This window comes from Kribbella sp. NPDC043289, assembly GCF_056436705.1.
Window position 1 is genome coordinate 965,184 of record NZ_JBWKCB010000001.1, and the last position, 16,691, is coordinate 981,874.

17 protein-coding genes and 1 pseudogene are annotated in these 16,691 nt (G+C 67.7%); 5 read left to right on the forward strand and 13 right to left on the reverse strand.

What is annotated here, in order from left to right:
* Positions 1-16 precede the first annotated feature (16 nt).
* Together AC0662_RS04470 and AC0662_RS04475 are read right to left on the reverse strand one after the other, a co-directional pair.
* Positions 17-1,384, reverse strand: coding sequence for a sulfatase family protein (locus AC0662_RS04470; RefSeq protein WP_478298486.1), 1,368 nt, complete (start codon positions 1,382-1,384; stop codon positions 17-19).
* Positions 1,385-1,444: 60 nt separating this feature from the next.
* Entirely contained in the window at positions 1,445-2,386 is a 942-nt protein-coding gene (locus AC0662_RS04475; RefSeq protein ID WP_478298488.1) for a phosphotransferase, read from the reverse strand.
* Positions 2,387-2,505: 119 nt separating this feature from the next.
* On the opposite strand from AC0662_RS04475, the gene AC0662_RS04480 reads away from it, so the two are divergent.
* Together AC0662_RS04480 and AC0662_RS04485 are read left to right on the forward strand one after the other, a co-directional pair.
* The gene (locus AC0662_RS04480; RefSeq protein ID WP_452200300.1) at positions 2,506-2,784 is read left to right on the forward strand and encodes an endonuclease/exonuclease/phosphatase family protein; all 279 of its coding nucleotides are present in this window, start codon (positions 2,506-2,508) and stop codon (positions 2,782-2,784) included.
* Positions 2,763-3,137, forward strand: coding sequence for an endonuclease/exonuclease/phosphatase family protein (locus tag AC0662_RS04485; RefSeq protein WP_478298491.1), 375 nt, complete (start codon positions 2,763-2,765; stop codon positions 3,135-3,137). Before AC0662_RS04480 ends, AC0662_RS04485 begins: the two co-directional genes overlap by 22 nt.
* 119 nt (positions 3,138-3,256) lie before the next feature.
* Here the strand turns inward: AC0662_RS04485 and AC0662_RS04490 are convergent, their stop codons facing one another.
* Both AC0662_RS04490 and AC0662_RS04495 read right to left on the reverse strand, forming a co-directional pair.
* Positions 3,257-3,940, reverse strand: a complete 684-nt coding sequence (locus tag AC0662_RS04490; protein ID WP_478298493.1) for a GAF and ANTAR domain-containing protein — start codon at positions 3,938-3,940, stop codon at positions 3,257-3,259.
* 388 nt (positions 3,941-4,328) lie between these two features.
* A complete protein-coding gene (locus AC0662_RS04495) occupies positions 4,329-5,636 on the reverse strand; it encodes a cytochrome P450 (RefSeq protein ID WP_478298495.1) in 1,308 nt (435 codons plus the stop codon).
* Positions 5,637-5,848: 212 nt separating this feature from the next.
* Between AC0662_RS04495 and AC0662_RS04500 the strand changes: the two genes are divergently transcribed.
* The gene (locus AC0662_RS04500) at positions 5,849-6,049 is read left to right on the forward strand and encodes a three-helix bundle dimerization domain-containing protein (RefSeq protein WP_452200292.1); all 201 of its coding nucleotides are present in this window, start codon (positions 5,849-5,851) and stop codon (positions 6,047-6,049) included.
* On the opposite strand, the gene AC0662_RS04505 is transcribed toward AC0662_RS04500, so the two are convergent.
* The 7 genes from AC0662_RS04505 to AC0662_RS04535 form a co-directional block, all read right to left on the reverse strand.
* Entirely contained in the window at positions 6,037-6,825 is a 789-nt protein-coding gene (locus AC0662_RS04505) for an SDR family NAD(P)-dependent oxidoreductase (protein WP_478298497.1), read from the reverse strand. The two genes, AC0662_RS04500 and AC0662_RS04505, sit on opposite strands and share 13 nt — an antisense overlap.
* A gap of 80 nt (positions 6,826-6,905) precedes the next feature.
* Positions 6,906-8,126, reverse strand: coding sequence for a hypothetical protein (locus AC0662_RS04510; protein ID WP_478298499.1), 1,221 nt, complete (start codon positions 8,124-8,126; stop codon positions 6,906-6,908).
* Between the two features lie 48 nt (positions 8,127-8,174).
* On the reverse strand, positions 8,175-9,392 hold the full coding sequence (locus AC0662_RS04515; RefSeq protein ID WP_478298501.1) for an ROK family protein: 1,218 nt from the start codon (positions 9,390-9,392) through the stop codon (positions 8,175-8,177).
* A gap of 26 nt (positions 9,393-9,418) precedes the next feature.
* Positions 9,419-10,702, reverse strand: coding sequence for a sulfatase family protein (locus tag AC0662_RS04520; RefSeq protein WP_478298503.1), 1,284 nt, complete (start codon positions 10,700-10,702; stop codon positions 9,419-9,421).
* 26 nt (positions 10,703-10,728) lie between these two features.
* Positions 10,729-12,357: an extracellular solute-binding protein gene (locus tag AC0662_RS04525; protein ID WP_478298505.1), complete on the reverse strand. Its 1,629-nt coding sequence runs from the start codon at positions 12,355-12,357 to the stop codon at positions 10,729-10,731.
* Positions 12,358-12,403: 46 nt separating this feature from the next.
* A complete protein-coding gene (locus AC0662_RS04530) occupies positions 12,404-13,360 on the reverse strand; it encodes a carbohydrate ABC transporter permease (RefSeq protein ID WP_478298507.1) in 957 nt (318 codons plus the stop codon).
* Positions 13,357-14,301: an ABC transporter permease gene (locus AC0662_RS04535; RefSeq protein WP_478298509.1), complete on the reverse strand. Its 945-nt coding sequence runs from the start codon at positions 14,299-14,301 to the stop codon at positions 13,357-13,359. Before AC0662_RS04535 ends, AC0662_RS04530 begins: the two co-directional genes overlap by 4 nt.
* A 194-nt stretch (positions 14,302-14,495) precedes the next feature.
* Here AC0662_RS04535 and AC0662_RS04540 point away from each other — a divergent pair, with 194 nt between their 5' ends.
* A complete protein-coding gene (locus AC0662_RS04540) occupies positions 14,496-14,843 on the forward strand; it encodes a TraR/DksA family transcriptional regulator (protein ID WP_452200276.1) in 348 nt (115 codons plus the stop codon).
* Positions 14,844-14,869: 26 nt separating this feature from the next.
* Here the strand turns inward: AC0662_RS04540 and AC0662_RS04545 are convergent.
* Together AC0662_RS04545 and AC0662_RS04550 are read right to left on the reverse strand one after the other, a co-directional pair.
* Positions 14,870-15,016 (reverse strand): annotated as a pseudogene (locus tag AC0662_RS04545) (nuclear transport factor 2 family protein); the annotation flags it as partial.
* Positions 15,017-15,028: 12 nt separating this feature from the next.
* Positions 15,029-15,790, reverse strand: coding sequence for an SDR family oxidoreductase (locus AC0662_RS04550; RefSeq protein WP_478298512.1), 762 nt, complete (start codon positions 15,788-15,790; stop codon positions 15,029-15,031).
* An 80-nt stretch (positions 15,791-15,870) separates the two neighbouring features.
* Here AC0662_RS04550 and AC0662_RS04555 point away from each other — a divergent pair, with 80 nt between their 5' ends.
* A complete protein-coding gene (locus AC0662_RS04555) occupies positions 15,871-16,671 on the forward strand; it encodes a MerR family transcriptional regulator (RefSeq protein WP_478298514.1) in 801 nt (266 codons plus the stop codon).
* Positions 16,672-16,691 lie beyond the last annotated feature (20 nt).

Genomic DNA, 16,691 nt, shown 5'->3' on the forward strand with positions numbered 1-16,691 from the left:
GCGCCCTTTTTGTGGGTCACACCCACGGGTCGTTGCACCGCAGCAGTTCTTCGCGGAGGGCGGCCTTCAGCGACTCCACCTCGGCCGGTCGTTGCGCGGCGACGTCCTCACGCTGGTACGGGTCCTGCGCGAGGTCGTACAGCCGGATCCGCTCGGTCCCGTCGGCTGCCCGCTGGACGACCAGGGTTCGGTCGTGTGTTCGCAAGCCGCGGGTGTCCTCGGACGTGTCCTCGAAGCCGCCGGCGGGACGGAGGTAGACGGCACGGTCGGGCCGGTCGACTGCCTTGCCCTGTAGGGCTTCCGCGAGGTTCCGGCCCTGCATCTCGTCGGGGACTGCGGAGCCGAGGAGTCCGAGCAGCGTCGGCGCGACATCGGGGGCGCTCAGCAGCAGGTCGTCGGTTCGTGGCGGGACCCGGCCGGGCCAGCGCAGGAGGAACGGGACGAGCAGCGACTCGTCGTACCAGACGTTCTTGAACATCAGGCCGTGGCTGCCGAGTTGCATGCCGTGGTCGGACGTGAAGACCACGATGGTGTCGTCGGTCAGGCCTTCGGCGTCGAGGGTGTCGAGCAGGCGGCCGATGTGTTCGTCGACGCCGGTCATCGCGGCGAAGTACTGCGCGGCGATGGTTGCCGCCTCACCCGATTCGTCCTGGACGTTCGGTCGGACGAGGAGTTCGTCGGCGGACAGATGCCGGTACTTGTCGAGGTAGCGCGACGGCACGGTGTCGAACGGCTGGTGCGGCGGGTTGTAGGACATCGTCAACGCGAACGGCACGTCCTCGTCACGGGAACGCCGGCCGGCGTCGCGGAGGAAGTCGAGCGCGACCTCGGTCTCGTGCTCCGGCGACCAGGCGTCGATCGTGGTCGGCGCCTCACGTGCGGCGTCGCCCACCCAGTAGTGCGGTCGCAGGTGGTCGTCGCAGCAGCCGTGCGAGTACCAGAAGTCGAACCCGTGCCGGCGGTCGGACGGCGTGTAGGCGTCCCACACGCACCCTTCGCGAACGCCCTCGCCGTGGATCGCGTCCTCTGCAGTGGGCGGGTCCAGGTGCCACTTGCCGACGTACCCGAGGTAGTAGCCCTCGGCGTGCAGGACGTCCGACCAGCAGTTGGCGTCAGGTCGCAGCCCGACTCCGAGCGGCGCGGTGAGCGAGTTGATGTTCAGCGGTACGCCGTTGCGGAACGGGTACTGGCCGGACATCAGCATCGCCCGGTACGGACTGCAGACGGGATAGTTGCTGACGGCATTGGTCAGCATGACCGAATCGGCGGCGAGATCGTCGAGGTGCGGCGTGATCACCGGATCCTGTCCGAGACAGCCGAAGGCGCTGCTCCGCCATTGATCGGCCAGGATGAACAGCAGGTTCGGTCGTCGGGAGCTGGGCACGGCAGGACCTTTCTCTGACACGACAAGAGCCACCACAGTCCTACTTGCGAAAAAGAGGAATCAAGACGAAATCCCGAGGCTGGTCAGGTGGTTGGTCGTCCTGGTGAGGTCCTTCAGTATTGTGGTGACGGCGGTCTCGATCGGCTGGCCCATCCAGCGGGCGGCGGGGGCCTCGTCGAGAGAGACCCGGATCAGGTCAGCGAGGACCTGGAGGTGGTGCCGGGTCACGCTGAGGAAGAGATCGGGTCCGGCCCATCCGAGATCACCACCCGCCGCGACGTACGCGGCGAGGATCGTGCGGATCCGCTCGGGCTCGCCGGCGCCGAAGATGTAGGCGGTACGTCCCGCCTCGAGGGCGGCACTGTCGGTCCGGACGCTGTCCCAGTCGACCAAGACGGGGCCGGACGCAGACATGACGATGTTGTGGGTCTTGAAGTCGCCATGCGTCGTCACAACGTCAGGTGCACTATCGCAGACCTCCGAGATGCGTGTGCTGATCGCATTGATGTGCGGGACCGTGGCGTCGTACAGATCCGCCCATGACGCGCCACGCTCGCGGGCCTTTGCAAGCCAGCCTTCCCAGACCGTGGGGGACCGGGGCCGCCACCACTCGGGCAGCCCGACCGGGCCGATGGGCTGCAAGCGATGAACTTGCCGCATCGTTTCGCCAAGCCAGGTTGAGATGTCTTGGCCCGACGTTGTGTCCTCGATCCAGCGGTACACCCGAAACAGCCGGCCGTCGACGCGCGTCACCCAGCCCACTAGCGGATCGGCCGGCCTGATCGGCTCGGCCATGTCCACGCCCGCCTCGAGCGCGAGCCGCTCGAAGTCCATCGCGGTCGCGAGCGGTTCGCCAGCGCCTGGAAGGTATCCCTTGACGAAGTAGCTCCCACGCGTCGTGTCGAGCCGCCACGCGTCAGCGTCGCCGCGCCTGATGTGAACGAGCCCACCACGCGGCTCACCCAGCTCGAACGCGTCCGCGATACCTACCGGAGTGGACAAAGCGAGCCTCCCATCGGTACGTAGTCTGCCTGAGAGTTGTTCATTTACGGCGTCCGGTGCGGCTCAGAAGCACCGATCTGGGGTACCGGGAGGACCTATAGACGGAAGGTGCGATGGTCATGCGGTTCATGACGTGGAACGTCTGGGGACGCTTCGGGGACAGCTGGATGCGGCGGCAGCGCGCGATCGCGAGGACGGTTCGGGCGCAACGGCCCGAGTTCGTCGCGTTGCAGGCGACGTGGCAGTCCGACGGGCAGCGGCAGACCAGTCAGCTCGGTTTCGAACTGGGGATGGAGTCCGCCTTCGCTCTGTCCCGGATGCCGGCGGACTCGAACCCCGACGTACACCTCGGCTTGGGGATGCCGGTGGCGACGACGTGGTGGTTGCCGGTGATCTGAACACGCCGCCCGGACATCCCGAGCTGCAGCCGCTGCTCGCCGTACTCGACGACTGCTGGCAACCGACGGCGTACGACGGCGCGACGTACAGCTCCCGTAATCCGCATCTCCGCCGCGGCGAGTGGCTCGAGGACCACCGCATCGACTACATCTTCACCGGCGGCATGACCGCGACCTCCGCCCGCCTCGCAGGCTTCGACGAAGACCACGGCCGCCCCCCGTCAGACCACTACGCGGTCGTCACCGACGTACCCCTGCGCCGACGCGACCGGGCCGGCACAGGAAATGTTTGGGAAGGGGCGCATACCGCTGGGCGCTGGCGGGCACCCGAAGAGTGGGTCAAATGGCAGTAGGTGGAGGCGGTGCCCCGCCGCCACCGGGAGGACCCAACATTGACTGGCCAGTCGCCGGGTGAGGGGCTCTGGCGGCTGGTCCATCATGCGTTGCCGTCCTGATCTTCGGTGGACGGAAGTCATTCTTCGGTGGGACGGAAGTCCAGTTCGCGGTCGACGATCTGCTGGGCGATGTCGTCCACGGTGGTGTTGTGGGTGAACGCGTGCGCCCGCAGGGTCGTCAGGGCGTTCTCCGGTGAGGTGTCCAGCTGTACCGACACCATGCCGGTCGCCTGGTACACCACGGTTCGCGCGCTCAGGACCCCGTCCAGCCGTGCAGCGGCGACGTTGCGCAGCAGGGCGACGCCGATCACGTTGGCGAGGAACTGGAGCAGGTCGTCGGGTTCGCGCAGGGCGCCGTACGTGTAGACGCTGTAGGTCCCCAGCAGATGGCCGACCGGCCGGATCGGGAAGCAGTACAGGGTGATCGCGCCGGCGGTCTCGGTGGCGGATCGGGTGAACTCCGGCCAGAGCGTGCTGACCGCGTCCATCAGATCGGTGACCACCGGCTCGCCCTGGCGGTAGGCCTCTCGGCACGGTCCTTCGCCGAGCACGTCCTGCAGGCTCTCCAGCCGTGCCGCCACCTGGTTCGTCGCGGCGAGCGTCACCCGGGCGGTGTCGTCATCGGTGTTGATCGTGATCGAACCGCCCCGGCCGCCGACCAGTTCCGTGCAGGCCTCGCAGAGCTGTTCGGGCAGCCGGTCACCGGGATCAGCGGCCGCCACGAGTCTGGCGAGCCGCTCGACCACCACTGCGCGATCCATTGCCGTTGTCTCCTGACACTCGGCAGCGTTCATCCCCGTCGCCCGTCCGGTGCCCGGACAAGCGGCCCGGCACACTCAGATCGTTCTCAACGAACGCCTGCCACCGGCGCGGGGGTCTGTTTCCGCCCGCGCTTCGGCTGACCGGTCGCCGCTGCCATGCTGTCGCCGTGGTCAAGACCGGCACTGTGCCTCGGCGTCGGGCAGACGGGCGTGGAACGAACCGGCCCGCCCCCGAGACGGCGGAACTTCCATTGCTGCTCGTCGTAGTCGTAGTAGGTGTCAACCCCGCCGACCGCCATTCCGATCCTCCCCACCCCGTGCTGCTCAGTTGAGCAGGCTGCCTTCGCGGTGCCCGGCTCCGCGCCGCGGCAAACAAAGACCCGGCAGGTCAGGTCGCCGACCGGCGCCAGAAACCGATGCGGACGGAGGCGTGATTGAACGTTCGGGGCAGCGGGTCGGTCAGGTGAGCGCGGGTGGTCGGATCGACGTCGAGGTCGTACTGCGCCGCGACATGACTGACCGCGGTCCCGGCGGTCAGCAGTACGACGTTCTGCCCAGGACACCCCGCCGGGCCTTCGCTGAACGGGATGATCGGCCACGCGCCGTCGGTGCGGCCGTCCAACCAGACGGACGGTTCGAACCGATTCGCGAAGTCGAGTGCGGCGTCGTCGCGATGGAACACCGAGCTGACGATCACGAACTCGGTCCCGGCCGGCGCGATCCGATTCCGCCAGACAGTCGGTTCGCCCGCCTGACGCAGTACGACCAGGGTCGTCGGCCAGAGCCGGATCGACTCCTGTACCGCGGCGCCGGCCTCCGCCAACAGCGGAGAGGCCTCCGGGTGACGTGCCTCCGTGAGCAGTGGTTCGACCGCGGACGGATGCGTGCCGAGTACGGCGAAGAGCCGCCAGAGCGCGACCCCAACGGCGTCGAAGGCGAACAGCCAGTGCGGTACCTGACCGGCCGGATCGAGCGTGTCGGGGCCTCGATCCAGACTTGCGACGAGGCTCTCGGCCTCGGCGTGGTCGACGTACTGCGTCAGCGAGCTCAGGAAGCGATTGCGGATCTCGTCATGGTTCGCGCCGAACTGCGCCCAGTTCGCGTCCGCCCGGAGCTGGTCGAGTTGCGCGGTGAGCTCCACGTCGTCGCGGGCGGTGTCTCCGAGCACTACACGCCGTACGACGCGGGACCAGAGCGCGCGGAACTCGCTCCACCCGAGAGTGCCGTGCAGCTCGTCGAGCTCCTGGCGGACCACCTCGGCGAACCGGTGACCGTGGCGATGCACGGGGGAGTGGGTGCCGAGCGCTTGCTCGTTGAGCTCCCGGCGCGGACCGCGCAGCGGCGAGTTGGTGATGAGAACCGCGTGGGGTTGGAAGTGCGTCAGGGCGCCCATCTTCGTACCGGTTGCGGCGGCGAACGGCTCGGGCGTCTCGGCCAGCAACCGGTGCACGTCGTCGGCGGCGAGCACGAGAGCAAGCGTGTGATCACGGATCCGCAGCAGCACAGGCCCATCGCCGTACCGGCTCCGCAGTTGCTGGACACAACGCAATGCCCGGTCGTCGACCCGAAGCCGCTCCGCGAGTACACCGACCCGCGGCCTCCGCAGGACCGCGCCTTGTGCGACTACCGGAACGAGTACGTCTCGCAAAATCCGGCCGCTGTCCATTCCGGACGCCGAAGGCAGAAGAGACTGCATAAGGTTCAGTTTCCGCGCAATTCCAGCTGAAACCTATGGCGCGTTCAGGCGAGCACGTTGCCGCCCGGACCGTCGTACCGGCCGCCGACGGCGGTGCGCGACGCTCCGGGTCTGACTCGAAGCAGGATTCGCATAGCTGAATTCTCGCCCGGTGGATGTCTCAAAATTTGCCAAACGGGTTTGCGGCGCGGGGCGGGCGCCATCGTGGATGGATGAACAGGTCAGAGGAGGACCGCGCGATCGCGCAGGTGATCGATCGGTTGGCCAGGCAGTTCCCGGGGGTGCCCGCGGATCACGTCGCCGAGGTCGTCAGTCAGTCCCGCCCCGAGTTCGACGACGTCCCGATCCGGGACTTCGTACCGTTGTTCGTGGAGAGAGGTGCGAAGGCGCGGCTGCGCAACTACAGCGTTTGAATCAGGCCGCCGTCGATGACCACGTCGCTGCCGGTGAGGTTGCCCAGCCGGTCTGTCGCCAGCAACGTCACCAGGTCGGCGACCTCCTCGGGGCGCGTGAACCTGCCGGTCGCGCCCTGGGCTTCTTGTTGCTTGACCACCTCTTCCGGGTCGAGACCAGCAGCCCGGCCGACGGTCGCCGCGACACCGCGGTCGCCGAGCCAGAGGTCGGTCTGGACCGGGCCGGGGCTGACCCAGTTGACGCGGACGCCACGCGGCCCGAACTCCTTCGACAGCGACTTGCAGAAGTTGCTGAGCGCCGCCTTCGCCGCGCTGTAGTCCAGCACGCCGGGATCCGGCAGGAAGGCGTTGACGGATGAGACCGTCACGATGGACGAGGTCGGATTCTTCAGCAGATGGGGGAGTACGGCGCGGGTGGTGCGGACCGCCGCGAGGAAGTTGATGTTCAGCGCCCACTCCCACTCGGCATCGTCGATCGCCAGAAAGCCATCGAGCCGAGGACGCACCGCACCGGCGTTGTTGACCAGGATGTCGATCCCACCGAAGGCGTCGACCGCCGCGGCCGCGAGCTCCTGCGGTCCGTCCGGCGTCGTCAGATCACCTCGTACGACGCGGGCGTCGTAGGCCTCGGTCAGCCCGTCGAGCTCGGGGCTTCCCGACCGCGCCCCGGCGACCACCTTGGCCCCTTCAGCCGCCAACGCCGTCGCGATCGCGAGCCCGATCCCCCGACTGGCCCCGGTCACCACCGCCACTTTCCCCGCAAGCCCCAGATCCATGCCCACTCCCTCCCTCGGAACACGCCCTGAAGAACTGTACTCACGTAAGGGCAGGTCGGATACGCAAAAGCTGGGTTGGTTCAGTGGCCGATGACGACCGGGGTCGGGGCGCCCTGGACGACGCCCGGGATCGGGTTCGATTCGTAGGGTTGTGGTAGGCCGGGGCGCCACGCGAGGAGGCGGGTGCCGGAACCCGCGTTGAGGGCGATCACCAACCAGTCGTGGTCGGCGAAGGTCAGGCCGGGCTGGGACCTGGCGGGGAGTTCGATGCCCGGTACGACGTTCAGCCGGCCGGTGGTGAGCTGCAGGGTCGCGATGACCATCGGCGGCAGCGGGTCGGCCGACGGGTGGTCGAGCAGGAAGGCGACCGTCGTACCGTCCGGGCTCACGACACCGCAGCACACGGGGCCCGGAAGCGGGTAGGCGGCAATGTCCCCGCCGGCGAGCGCGAGACGGCGCAGCGTGCACGGTGTTGCGGCGTCGCAGCCGTTCGTCCAGACGACTTGGCCCGCGCCGGCGGCCAGCGGTTCCGCGTTCAGCTCCAGCTTTGCCTGCAACCGGCCGGTGCGTGCGTCGACCAGCGCGAGCCAGGTCGGCGAGATCCCCGGATCGGGCCGCAGCTGTCCGACGAGCGTGTCGCCGACGATCGCGGACGGGGCGAAGCCGAGCGGCAGGCGCACCCGTTTCCCTCCCGTGACCGGAGAGATCGTCCCGTACGGCGAGTTGATGCCGGCGGCGGCCGAGGTGATCCAGACGTGATGGCCATCGGTCAGCGCGGACTCGTTGGGAGCGAGTGGGCGGATGAGACTGACCCGGTGGTTGACGCCGACGCGCACCATCGCGTAGGGAGCCGCGTCGTTGCACGACGCGGTGGTCGCGTACGCCGTGATCGGGTCGCCGGTGAGCACATCGGCGTACTCGCCGGGACGGACGATTGCGTCAGGCAACGTTGTCGCGAGGCCACTGTCGAAGTCGACGAGTCGCAGGTGGGTGCCGCCGAGCAGAACCTGGATCCCGGTGCGCTCGGCCGGTGGCGCACTCGACACGATCGGCAGCAGGGTGTCCGCCCCGCAAGCGCCGGCCGCCGTCGGCCAGGTGCGCGCCGGCGGTCCGTGCGAGTTCCTGCTGATCATCGCGGACGGGCCGGGAGCCGGCACGGCCCGATGGCGAGGTCGATCCGCCGCGGCGCGGAGGACGAGCAGAGTGAGTAGTAGTACCAGGACCAGAACCCAGCCGGTCCGTCGGCGCCTCCGTCCCGAAGCCTTCCCGACTTCGAGAATCTCGTCCCGATCGTCCCCCACACCTCCATGTAAGCACCGCCTGCCGCGCCTGGAGCGGTCGTCGGAGGATCAGTTTTTCGACGGCCGATTCGCGGGGTCGGCAGTGTCTCGGGAGGACCGGTCCGCCTCGTGTTCCAGCGGGGACGCGAGGTAGCTGTCCAGGGCGAGGGCGGCCGAGGCATGCGCCCAGTAGCCACGGCGACTCTCGTCGTAATACCGGACGCTCGCCTCGCGGCCGACCAGTTCGCGGTACCGCAGCCGGATCGCCTCGATACACGTCGAGATCTCGTCCTCGGTGCCGACCCGGCCACGGATCGTGGTCTCGCCGGGAGCGACCAGACTCATGATGAGCGGGACGACGCGGCCGAGTTCCGCTGCCCGATCCTGCCGCAGGCGCTGCAACTGCTCGGTGTCCTCGTCCGGATAGAGATCGCGCTGCACGGAACCGGGTGGGAGCAGCTTGGCGTCGACGGCACGCCGTACCAGCGCGTCGTCCGTGCAGGTCGCCTTCACGCAGCCGACTTGCCCGCACTCGCAGGGAAATTCGGATCCCGGTACGACGATGTGGGACACCAGACCGCCTGCGTCCGGACCGTCGCCCACCAGTTCGCCGCCACGCATCTGGGCCACGCGGACCGAGCGGCCTACGAGCACCGTGAGTACGTCGTCTCCGCCGCCGCCCCACCAGTAGTGCTCGAGCGCCAGCGCGCGCACGTTCGGCTCCACCCGGATCGGCTGGGGGAGTCGTTCCCGAAGGCCTTTGAGGAGCTCGTCGGAATCGACGTCTGCCACTAGCGGCGGCGGCTGGCCGTGATGGATTTCGGCCCAGGGCGTCGTCACCCCGATGCCCAGGACTGCGGCCGCCCCGACCTCATCGACCACCTCGCCGATCAACTGGACCGCTTCGGCGATCCGCTCGTCCTGGGTGCGGCCTTGGGCCGGTGCGTTGCGCAACTCCACCAACTCGCCGCGCAGCGTGAACGCCCCGCAGGACGTGCTCTCGGGATGCAGGTGCGCACCGACCAGCAGCCGGTCCTGCCCAGGAACATCGAGCGGTACGACGGGTCGGCCCGCGCCCTGCGGTGCGAGACGGGCCGACTCGGTCAGCGCACCGAGTTCGATCAGCTCCGTGACGGTCTTCGTGATCGTGGTGAAGGTGACACCGGTAGTCGACGCCAGGCCCTTGCGCCCGGAAGGTCCCTCGCGAACGAGCGCACGCATGATCGCCGACGCCGTCACATTGCGCTGACGCACCATGAGCTCAGTGCGCACCGTGCGGGAAGCCACCGTTGGATCATAGGACAAGCGACTACCTACCCCTGGTTCGACAAGCCCACCGGGGACTGAGGTGGCGGGACCGGGCCGAGCAGTAGCGGGTCGTCGGTCTCGATCATCCACCGCTCCAGTCGCTCGGCCAGATCAGCACGTGTCTCCGCTGAGGTCGGGCAGTCTGCGAGATTGCGGATCTCGTGTGGATCGAACATCAGGTCGTGCAACCGCACGGTCGGCACCGGCTGGTCGGCATAACCCGCATCGACCCACAGGCTCTTGCTGGCCGAGGCGTCGACGTTGCGCAGATTCGGCCGGTTCTGGTCGTCGAAGGTCTGGATGTACAGCCACCGATCGGTCCGGATGGCCCGCTGCGGTTGGTAGGCCGCGTGGTACGTGATCTCGGCGAACGTCTCCTCTCGGACCGATCGACCCTCGAGCGTCGGCAACAGCGATCGGCCCTGCAGCCACGGTGGCGGGTCAATGCCGAGCAGAGCGCACAGCGTGGGGAACACGTCGACCTGGCTGACCAACGAGTCGACGGCGAGACCGCTAGGCAGGCCGGGGCCGCGGAGCATCATCATGACTCCGGTGCCGGTCGCCCCGAGCGTGCACTTCATCCCCGGCATCGCCAGACCGTGGTCCGTCGTGACCACGACGATCGTGTTCTCCGCCAGGCCTTCTTCGCGCAACGTGTCCAGCACCGCGCCGAGCGTCTGGTCCACCTGTGAGGCGGCCGCTTGGAACAGCGCCATGTCGTGTCGCGTGACCGGAGTGTCAGGCATCGTCGGGGCCGGGGCGGCCCAGCGATCGTCTTCGGCGGGATGACCGAAGAGCCACTCCGAGCGCGCCATGGTGTGCGTCTCGTTCAGGCCGATCGAGAGGAAGAACGGCTGCTCGTGGTTGCGCCGCAGGTAGCGCACAGCCGCCTCGCGACGGGCTGGTGCGAGATCACTGTCGACCGGCAGGTCCTCGTGATAGCCGATGATCCTCGTTGCCGCCTCCGGACCGGTCGCCTCGTGCTGGACACCGACCAGCGCCGAGGTGTAGCCGTTCCGGTGCAGGGTGTGGATCAGGTGCTGGTCGTAGTCCTTGAGCCCGTGCCCGCGGTGCGTCAGACCCAGCATGCCGGAGGAGTGGGCCCACTGGCCGGTCAGCAGACCGGCGCGACTCGGGGAACAGGTCGGCGCGACCGAGTGCGCGTTCCGGAACACCACCGACTCCTCGGCGAACTCCTGCAGTCGAGGGGTACGAATCGGGGCGCCGTACGGCTCGATGTAGCGCCCGGTGTCGTGGGTGTGGAAATAGATGATGTTCGGTCGGCTCATCGAGTCGGCTCCTCCAGCAATGGTGTTCAGCGGGACGCCTTGTAGGCGGCGTACAGCTCCTCGGCGATCTTGTCGCCGCCGGAGCTCTTCCACTTCTTGACCGCCGGTGCCCAGGCCGACACCGGCTTCCGGCCCTGGATGATGTCGCTGGTCACGGCGTTGAGGTCGCGGTTGATCTGACCACCCTTGCGGCTCTGCGTCTCGGAGTACATGCCGTCGACGGGGTTGGTCTCGGCCTCGGGGCAGATCTCCTTCATGGCGTTGAAACAGGCATCCGTACTGCCTTTCCGCTCGGGCAGGAAGATCGCCCACGGACCGTCGGCTTGGTACTGCAGGGCGAGCTGGGTCTCGCTGAAACCCTTCTGCGTCAGTACCGGGTTCCCGTCGGACACCCGGTGGTCGATGCCCTTGATGCCGTACTTGCGGAACAGGTACTCGCTGGTCCCGAACGGAGCGGCCAGGTAGTTCAGGTACGCGAGCATCGTCTCGACCCGGTCCTCGGCCGTCTTGCTCACGGCCGTGACCGACAGGCTCGGGGCGCCCATCCAGGTGTGGCCGGGGCCCGACCCGTCGTGCGCGGGCGGGGCGATGATCGCGATCTCGGCCTGTTCCTCCATCGTCTGCAGATAGGTCGGCCAGCCGCTGAACGTTGCCAGCACCAACGGTCCGGTGCCGTTGCCGAAGCGCGTCTTGCGGTCCTGGTTCTGGCTCGTGAACGCGTCGGGGTGGATGTAGCCGGACTTCCAGAGCTTCTGGACCAGCGTGAATGCCTCCTGCTGCGCCGGATCCTCGTTGTTGCTGACGAGTTTGCCGTCGGCCTCGCGCCAGCCGTTCGCGATGCCGAACATGTTCTGCACGAACTGGGTCGGCAGATCCGCGAGCGCGAACCGGTTCTTCCGTTTGTCGGTGAGCTCTTTGCAGAGGGCAACGAAGTCGTCGGCGCTCTTCAGCGTGGCCGGGAGCCCCTGCGCGTCGAGGATGTCCTTGCGGGCGTACAGCACCTGCGAGCTGATCGCGCCGCGGGGGATCGGGACGCCGTAGATCTTGCCGTCGAAGATCGCCGAGTTCCAGCTGGTCTCGGGCAGATTGGCCAGGTAGGGGTACTTCGTGATCTTGTCGCCGGCCAGATGCGGAGTCAGGTCGACCGCCTTGGCCGCGAGCATCTGCGGCTTCTGCGGCACGTTGCCGATCATGAACAGGTCCCCGAGCTTGCCGCCGGCGACCGCGGTCGCGAACTTCTCGTCGTAGTCGACCGACGGGGTGAGATTGAGGCGCACCGGTGAACCGACCCGCTCGTTGAACTGCTGCCAGAACGCGTTCTGGGTGACGTTCGGCGGGATCGGGGTGTTGGTGTTGGTCATCACCTCGATCGGCTTGCCGTCACCGGGCCGATCGGCGATCGCCTGCACCGGGTCGGCGGGGTAGCGGAGGAAGCCGTCGGGAATGCCGTACTTCTCGCCGGCGAGGTCGGCCTTGACCCCGTCGTACCGGACGTACGCCGGACGGACCTTCTCCTTCGACCCGGTGTCGTTGCCTCCGGCACCCCCGCCGCGGCCCGCGTTGGAGCACCCGGACATGACACCGGACAATCCGATGGCTGCGCCCGCGCCAAGCAGAGCCCTTCGGGACAACGACTGCGCGTCGACAATCGACATGGGTGAACCTCCCACAGTGACGGGTGAGACAACGGAGTTTGCGCGGTCAGCCTTTGACGGCGCCGGTCAGGACGCCCTTGGCGAAGTGCCGCTGGATGAAGGGGTAGACGCAGAGGATCGGGACGACGGAGATCATCAGGATCGCCATCTGGATCGTGGTCTGCGGTGGTACGGATTCGGCTCCCAGCCCGAGATCCTGGCCGCCGAGTTCGACACCGTTCACGACATAGGTCCGCAGTACAAGCTGCAGCGGCCAGTTGCCGGCGTCGTTGAGATAGAGCAGTGCGTTGAAGAAGCTGTTCCAGTAGCCGACGCCGTAGAAGAGTCCGATCACGGCGACGACCGCCTTGGACAACGGCAGCCCGATGTGTCGGAACATCCGCCACTCCGACGCGCCGTCGACGCGGGCGGCGTCGAGGATCTCGGCCGGCAGCCCCGCGAAGAACGACCGTACGACGATGACGTTGAACGCGCTGACACACGTCGGGACGATCACCGACCACAGGCTGTCCAGCAGACCGAGCTGCTGGACCACGAGATAGGTCGGGATGAGACCCGGATTGAAGAGCAGGCTGACCAGGACCAGCATCAGCAAAGCCTTGTTGCCAAGGGTTCCGCGCCGGCTCAGCGCCCATCCGAGTGTGCAGGTGAGGACGATCGAGATCGCGGTGCCGACGACCGTGACGAAGCCGCTCACCAGCAGCGCCCGAGTCACCGTCCCGCCGGCGAAGATCGATCGGTACGCCGACAGGTCGATGCCGTGCTTCGGGAACATCACGAAGCCGCCGGCCCGGGTCACTTCCTCGGGGGTCGCCAGACTGGTGGAGATCACCGAGATGAACGGGAGCACCACCAACGCGCTGATGACGGTCAGGAAGATCCCCTTGACCACCCGTTCCGGCATTCCGGGCCGGGGCATTCCGTCGATCACCGCATGACGTCCCGGTTTCGTCGGAGCGGCGGTGGGTGTGGTCGGAGGCTTCGTCGGTGTCAGGGTGGTCATCCGCGGTAGATCCCTTCTTCGCCGAGGCGATGGGCGATCTTGTTGGCCGCGAGGACGAGCGCGAGGCCGATGATCCCCTTGACCAGTCCGACCGCCGCCGAGACTCCCCAGGCGCCGCCGAGGATGCCGTTGTTGTAGACGTAGGTGTCGAGGACCTCACTGGCCCCGGTCCCGACCGCGGGTTGCTGCAGGATGATCTGCTCGAAGCCGACCGACAGCGAGTCGCCGAGCTTGAGGATCAGCAGCAGGATGATGATCGGCTTCAGGCCCGGCAGCGTGACGTACCGGATCTGTTGCCAGCGGCTCGAACCGTCGACCGCCGACGCCTCGTAGAGCGAGCGGTCGATCTGCGACAGCACCGCCAGGAAGAGGATCGTCGCCCAGCCGGTGTCCTTCCACATCACCTGTGAGGTGAGCAGGGCGCGGAACGCCTCCGCGTTCCCGATGATGTGCACCGGATCCATGCCGTGGCCGCGCAACCAGTTGTTGATCATGCCCGTTCCGCCGAGTACCTGCTGGAAGATCGCGACCACGATCACCCAGGACATGAAGTGCGGAAGGTAGAGGATCGACTGCACCAGTTGCCGGAGCCTGTTCGACAACAGGGTGTGCAGCGTGATCGCGACCACGATCGGGGCCGGGAACACGATCACGGTCTGGATCAGGGTGAGGATCAGCGTGTTCTTCACCGCGTTCAGGAACTCCGGATCACCGTTGACGATGACCGCGAAGTTCTCCACCCCGTTCCACAGGCTCTTGCCGATCCCGAGGTACGGCTGGAAGTCCTGGAAGGCGATGACGTTGCCGTACAGCGGGTAGTACTGGAACGCCAGGATGATCACCATCCCCGGGACCGCCAGCAGCAGCACCGGGTAGTCGCGCAGCAGGCGGGCACCGAACGACATCCGCCCCCGCGTTCTGGTTCCGGACCGCTCGCTCACCCTGTGATCCCTTCGCCGCAGAAGCCTCGTGATCGCTGCTGCAGCCGAGGTTCGCATCGCGCCGAATAATTTGTCAAGGGCCTATTTCTAATTCGCACTCGACAAACTATTCGACAGCGAGCGGGGGGTGCGTCGGCGCGAGTTCGGGTGGGTACCTGGGTGGCCTGCGCCTCAGCGGATGAGGAGATTGCTCGATGGTGGTGTCGGATCACATGCCGGCAGAGGTCGGCCCAGGTGGCGGTGTTTCACTCGACATAGCGTGGTTCCGCCACGAGCTCGAGCAGGCGCGGGAGTTCCGCCTCGAACAACTGATCAGCCTCGCGTACGAGGTGGACGTGTCGTGCCCTGCGGCGGCCGAGGTCCGAGCGACGCTGACCACCGGCGCCAGGCGCGCCCTCGCCGAGATCGACGCCGCCCTGTTCCGCCTCGCCCGAGGCACCTTCGGCCTCTGCGAACTCTGCCGACGCCCGATCCCCACCCACCGCCTACTGGCCATAGCCACCACCCGCCTATGCCCACGCTGTGAGAACTCCTGTAGCTGAGTTGCCTCGGTGCCGGCGCTTTGCAGCCAGGCGCGGATTTCGTTGCGTCCGTGGTGCGTCTGGCCTTCGTCGGTGACCTTGGCGTCGTCGGCGTACCACTGCATCGCGGTGTCGACGTCGCGGGCGATGTGGCTGGCGAGGTACTGCGTGATGGGCTCGGGCAACGTGGTCATGGGTGCTCCTTCTCAGAGGGTGGGGACGGTGCCGCCGTCGATGGTGTGTTCGGCGCCGGTGATCGCGCCGGCCTTGTCCGAGACGAGGAACGCGACGAGTTCGGCCACCTCGGCCGGTTGGGCGGGGCGTTGCAGCGGTACGCCGCCGAGCGAGGCGAGGACCTGCTGCCACGCCTGCTCGTGGTCGATGCCGCGGGCGGTGGCGATCCGCTCCACGAGATGGTCGGCACCGCTGGTCTGGATGGCGCCGGGGGAGACGACGTTGACGCGGATCCCGTGCCCGGCGACCTCGTTGGACAGCCCCTTGCTGTAGGTGGTGAGCGCCGCCTTCGCCGCGGCGTACCCGAGTGTTGCCTCGTGCAACGGCATCCGGCGCTGGATGGACGAGACGTGCACGACGGCGCCGTACCCGGCCTCGATCATCGCCGGCAGTAGCGCCCGGTCGAGGCGAACAGCGGCGAGGAGGTTGAGCTGCAGTTCGGCGTCCCAGAGCGAGTCGTCGAGTACGGCGAAGCCGCCGGCTGGACTGCTCGATCCGCCGAGTGTGTGGACGACGATGTCCGGCGTACCCAGGGTGGTGCGAATCGACTCGACGGCGTCAGCGGTGCCGTCGACCGTGGTGAGGTCGGCGGTGGCAAACTGGCCGGCGTCGGGTGGTGCGGTGCGGGCGACGCCGAGTACGGTCGCACCGCGGGCCCGCAGGAGCGTGGTGATGGCTGCGCCGGTTCCCTTGCTGGCGCCGGTGACGACGGCTCGGCGGTCTTTCAAGTCCATGCCGTCCACCGTGGACGCTCTCGGCGGGGGAGGGTCAAGGAGTTGACTCTCCCGTGGGGAGAGGGTGCATTGTGTGCGTCATGAGCCGGGGGCTGACGATCGGTGAGTTCGCGCGGGCGACGCATCTGAGCGTGCGAACTCTGCGGCGGTACCACGAGAGCGGATTGCTCGAGCCGGCGTCGGTGGACGCATCGAGCGGGTACCGGTACTACGCGACGGAGCAGATCCCACTCGCGCAGGTGATCCACCAGTTGCGCGAACTCGACGTACCACTGGTCGACGTCGGAAAGATCGTGGCGAGTGCCGACCCGGACAAGCGGTCGGTGCTGATCGCGGCGCATCTCGACCGGTTGCAGACATCGCTCGATCGGACCCGGGCGGCGGTGACATCCCTGCAGCGCTTGCTCCGACCGGATCCCGGCGAGCTCGAGGTGGAGCTGCGATCGGAGCCGGCGAGGTTGGTTGCCGGGATCACCGATGTGGTTGCCGTGGACGACGTTCTGCAGTGGTACGACGGCGCGATGGCCGAGCTCGACGCCGCCGTACCCGAACCTCTCGGTCCACCCGGAGGGCACTACGACAACGAGCTCTTCGCGGACGGACGCGGCACGGTCCTCGTCTACTACCCGGTCGCGGAAGCGCCGTCCCGAGGCCGGGTGCGGCCCGTCGAACTGCCCGCGGTCGAGTTGGCGGCGACCGTCCACCACGGCCCGCACGACGATATCGACGTCACCTACGGCCAGCTCGCCAGCTGGGTCCACGAACACACCCTCACCGTGGCCGGCCCGGTCCAGGAGACGTACGTCGCTGGTCCCCGCGACACTCCCGATCCGCAGGCGTGGAGAACCGAAATCGCCTGGCCGGTCTTCCGCGTCAGCTGACCGCGACGGACCGCCCGAGA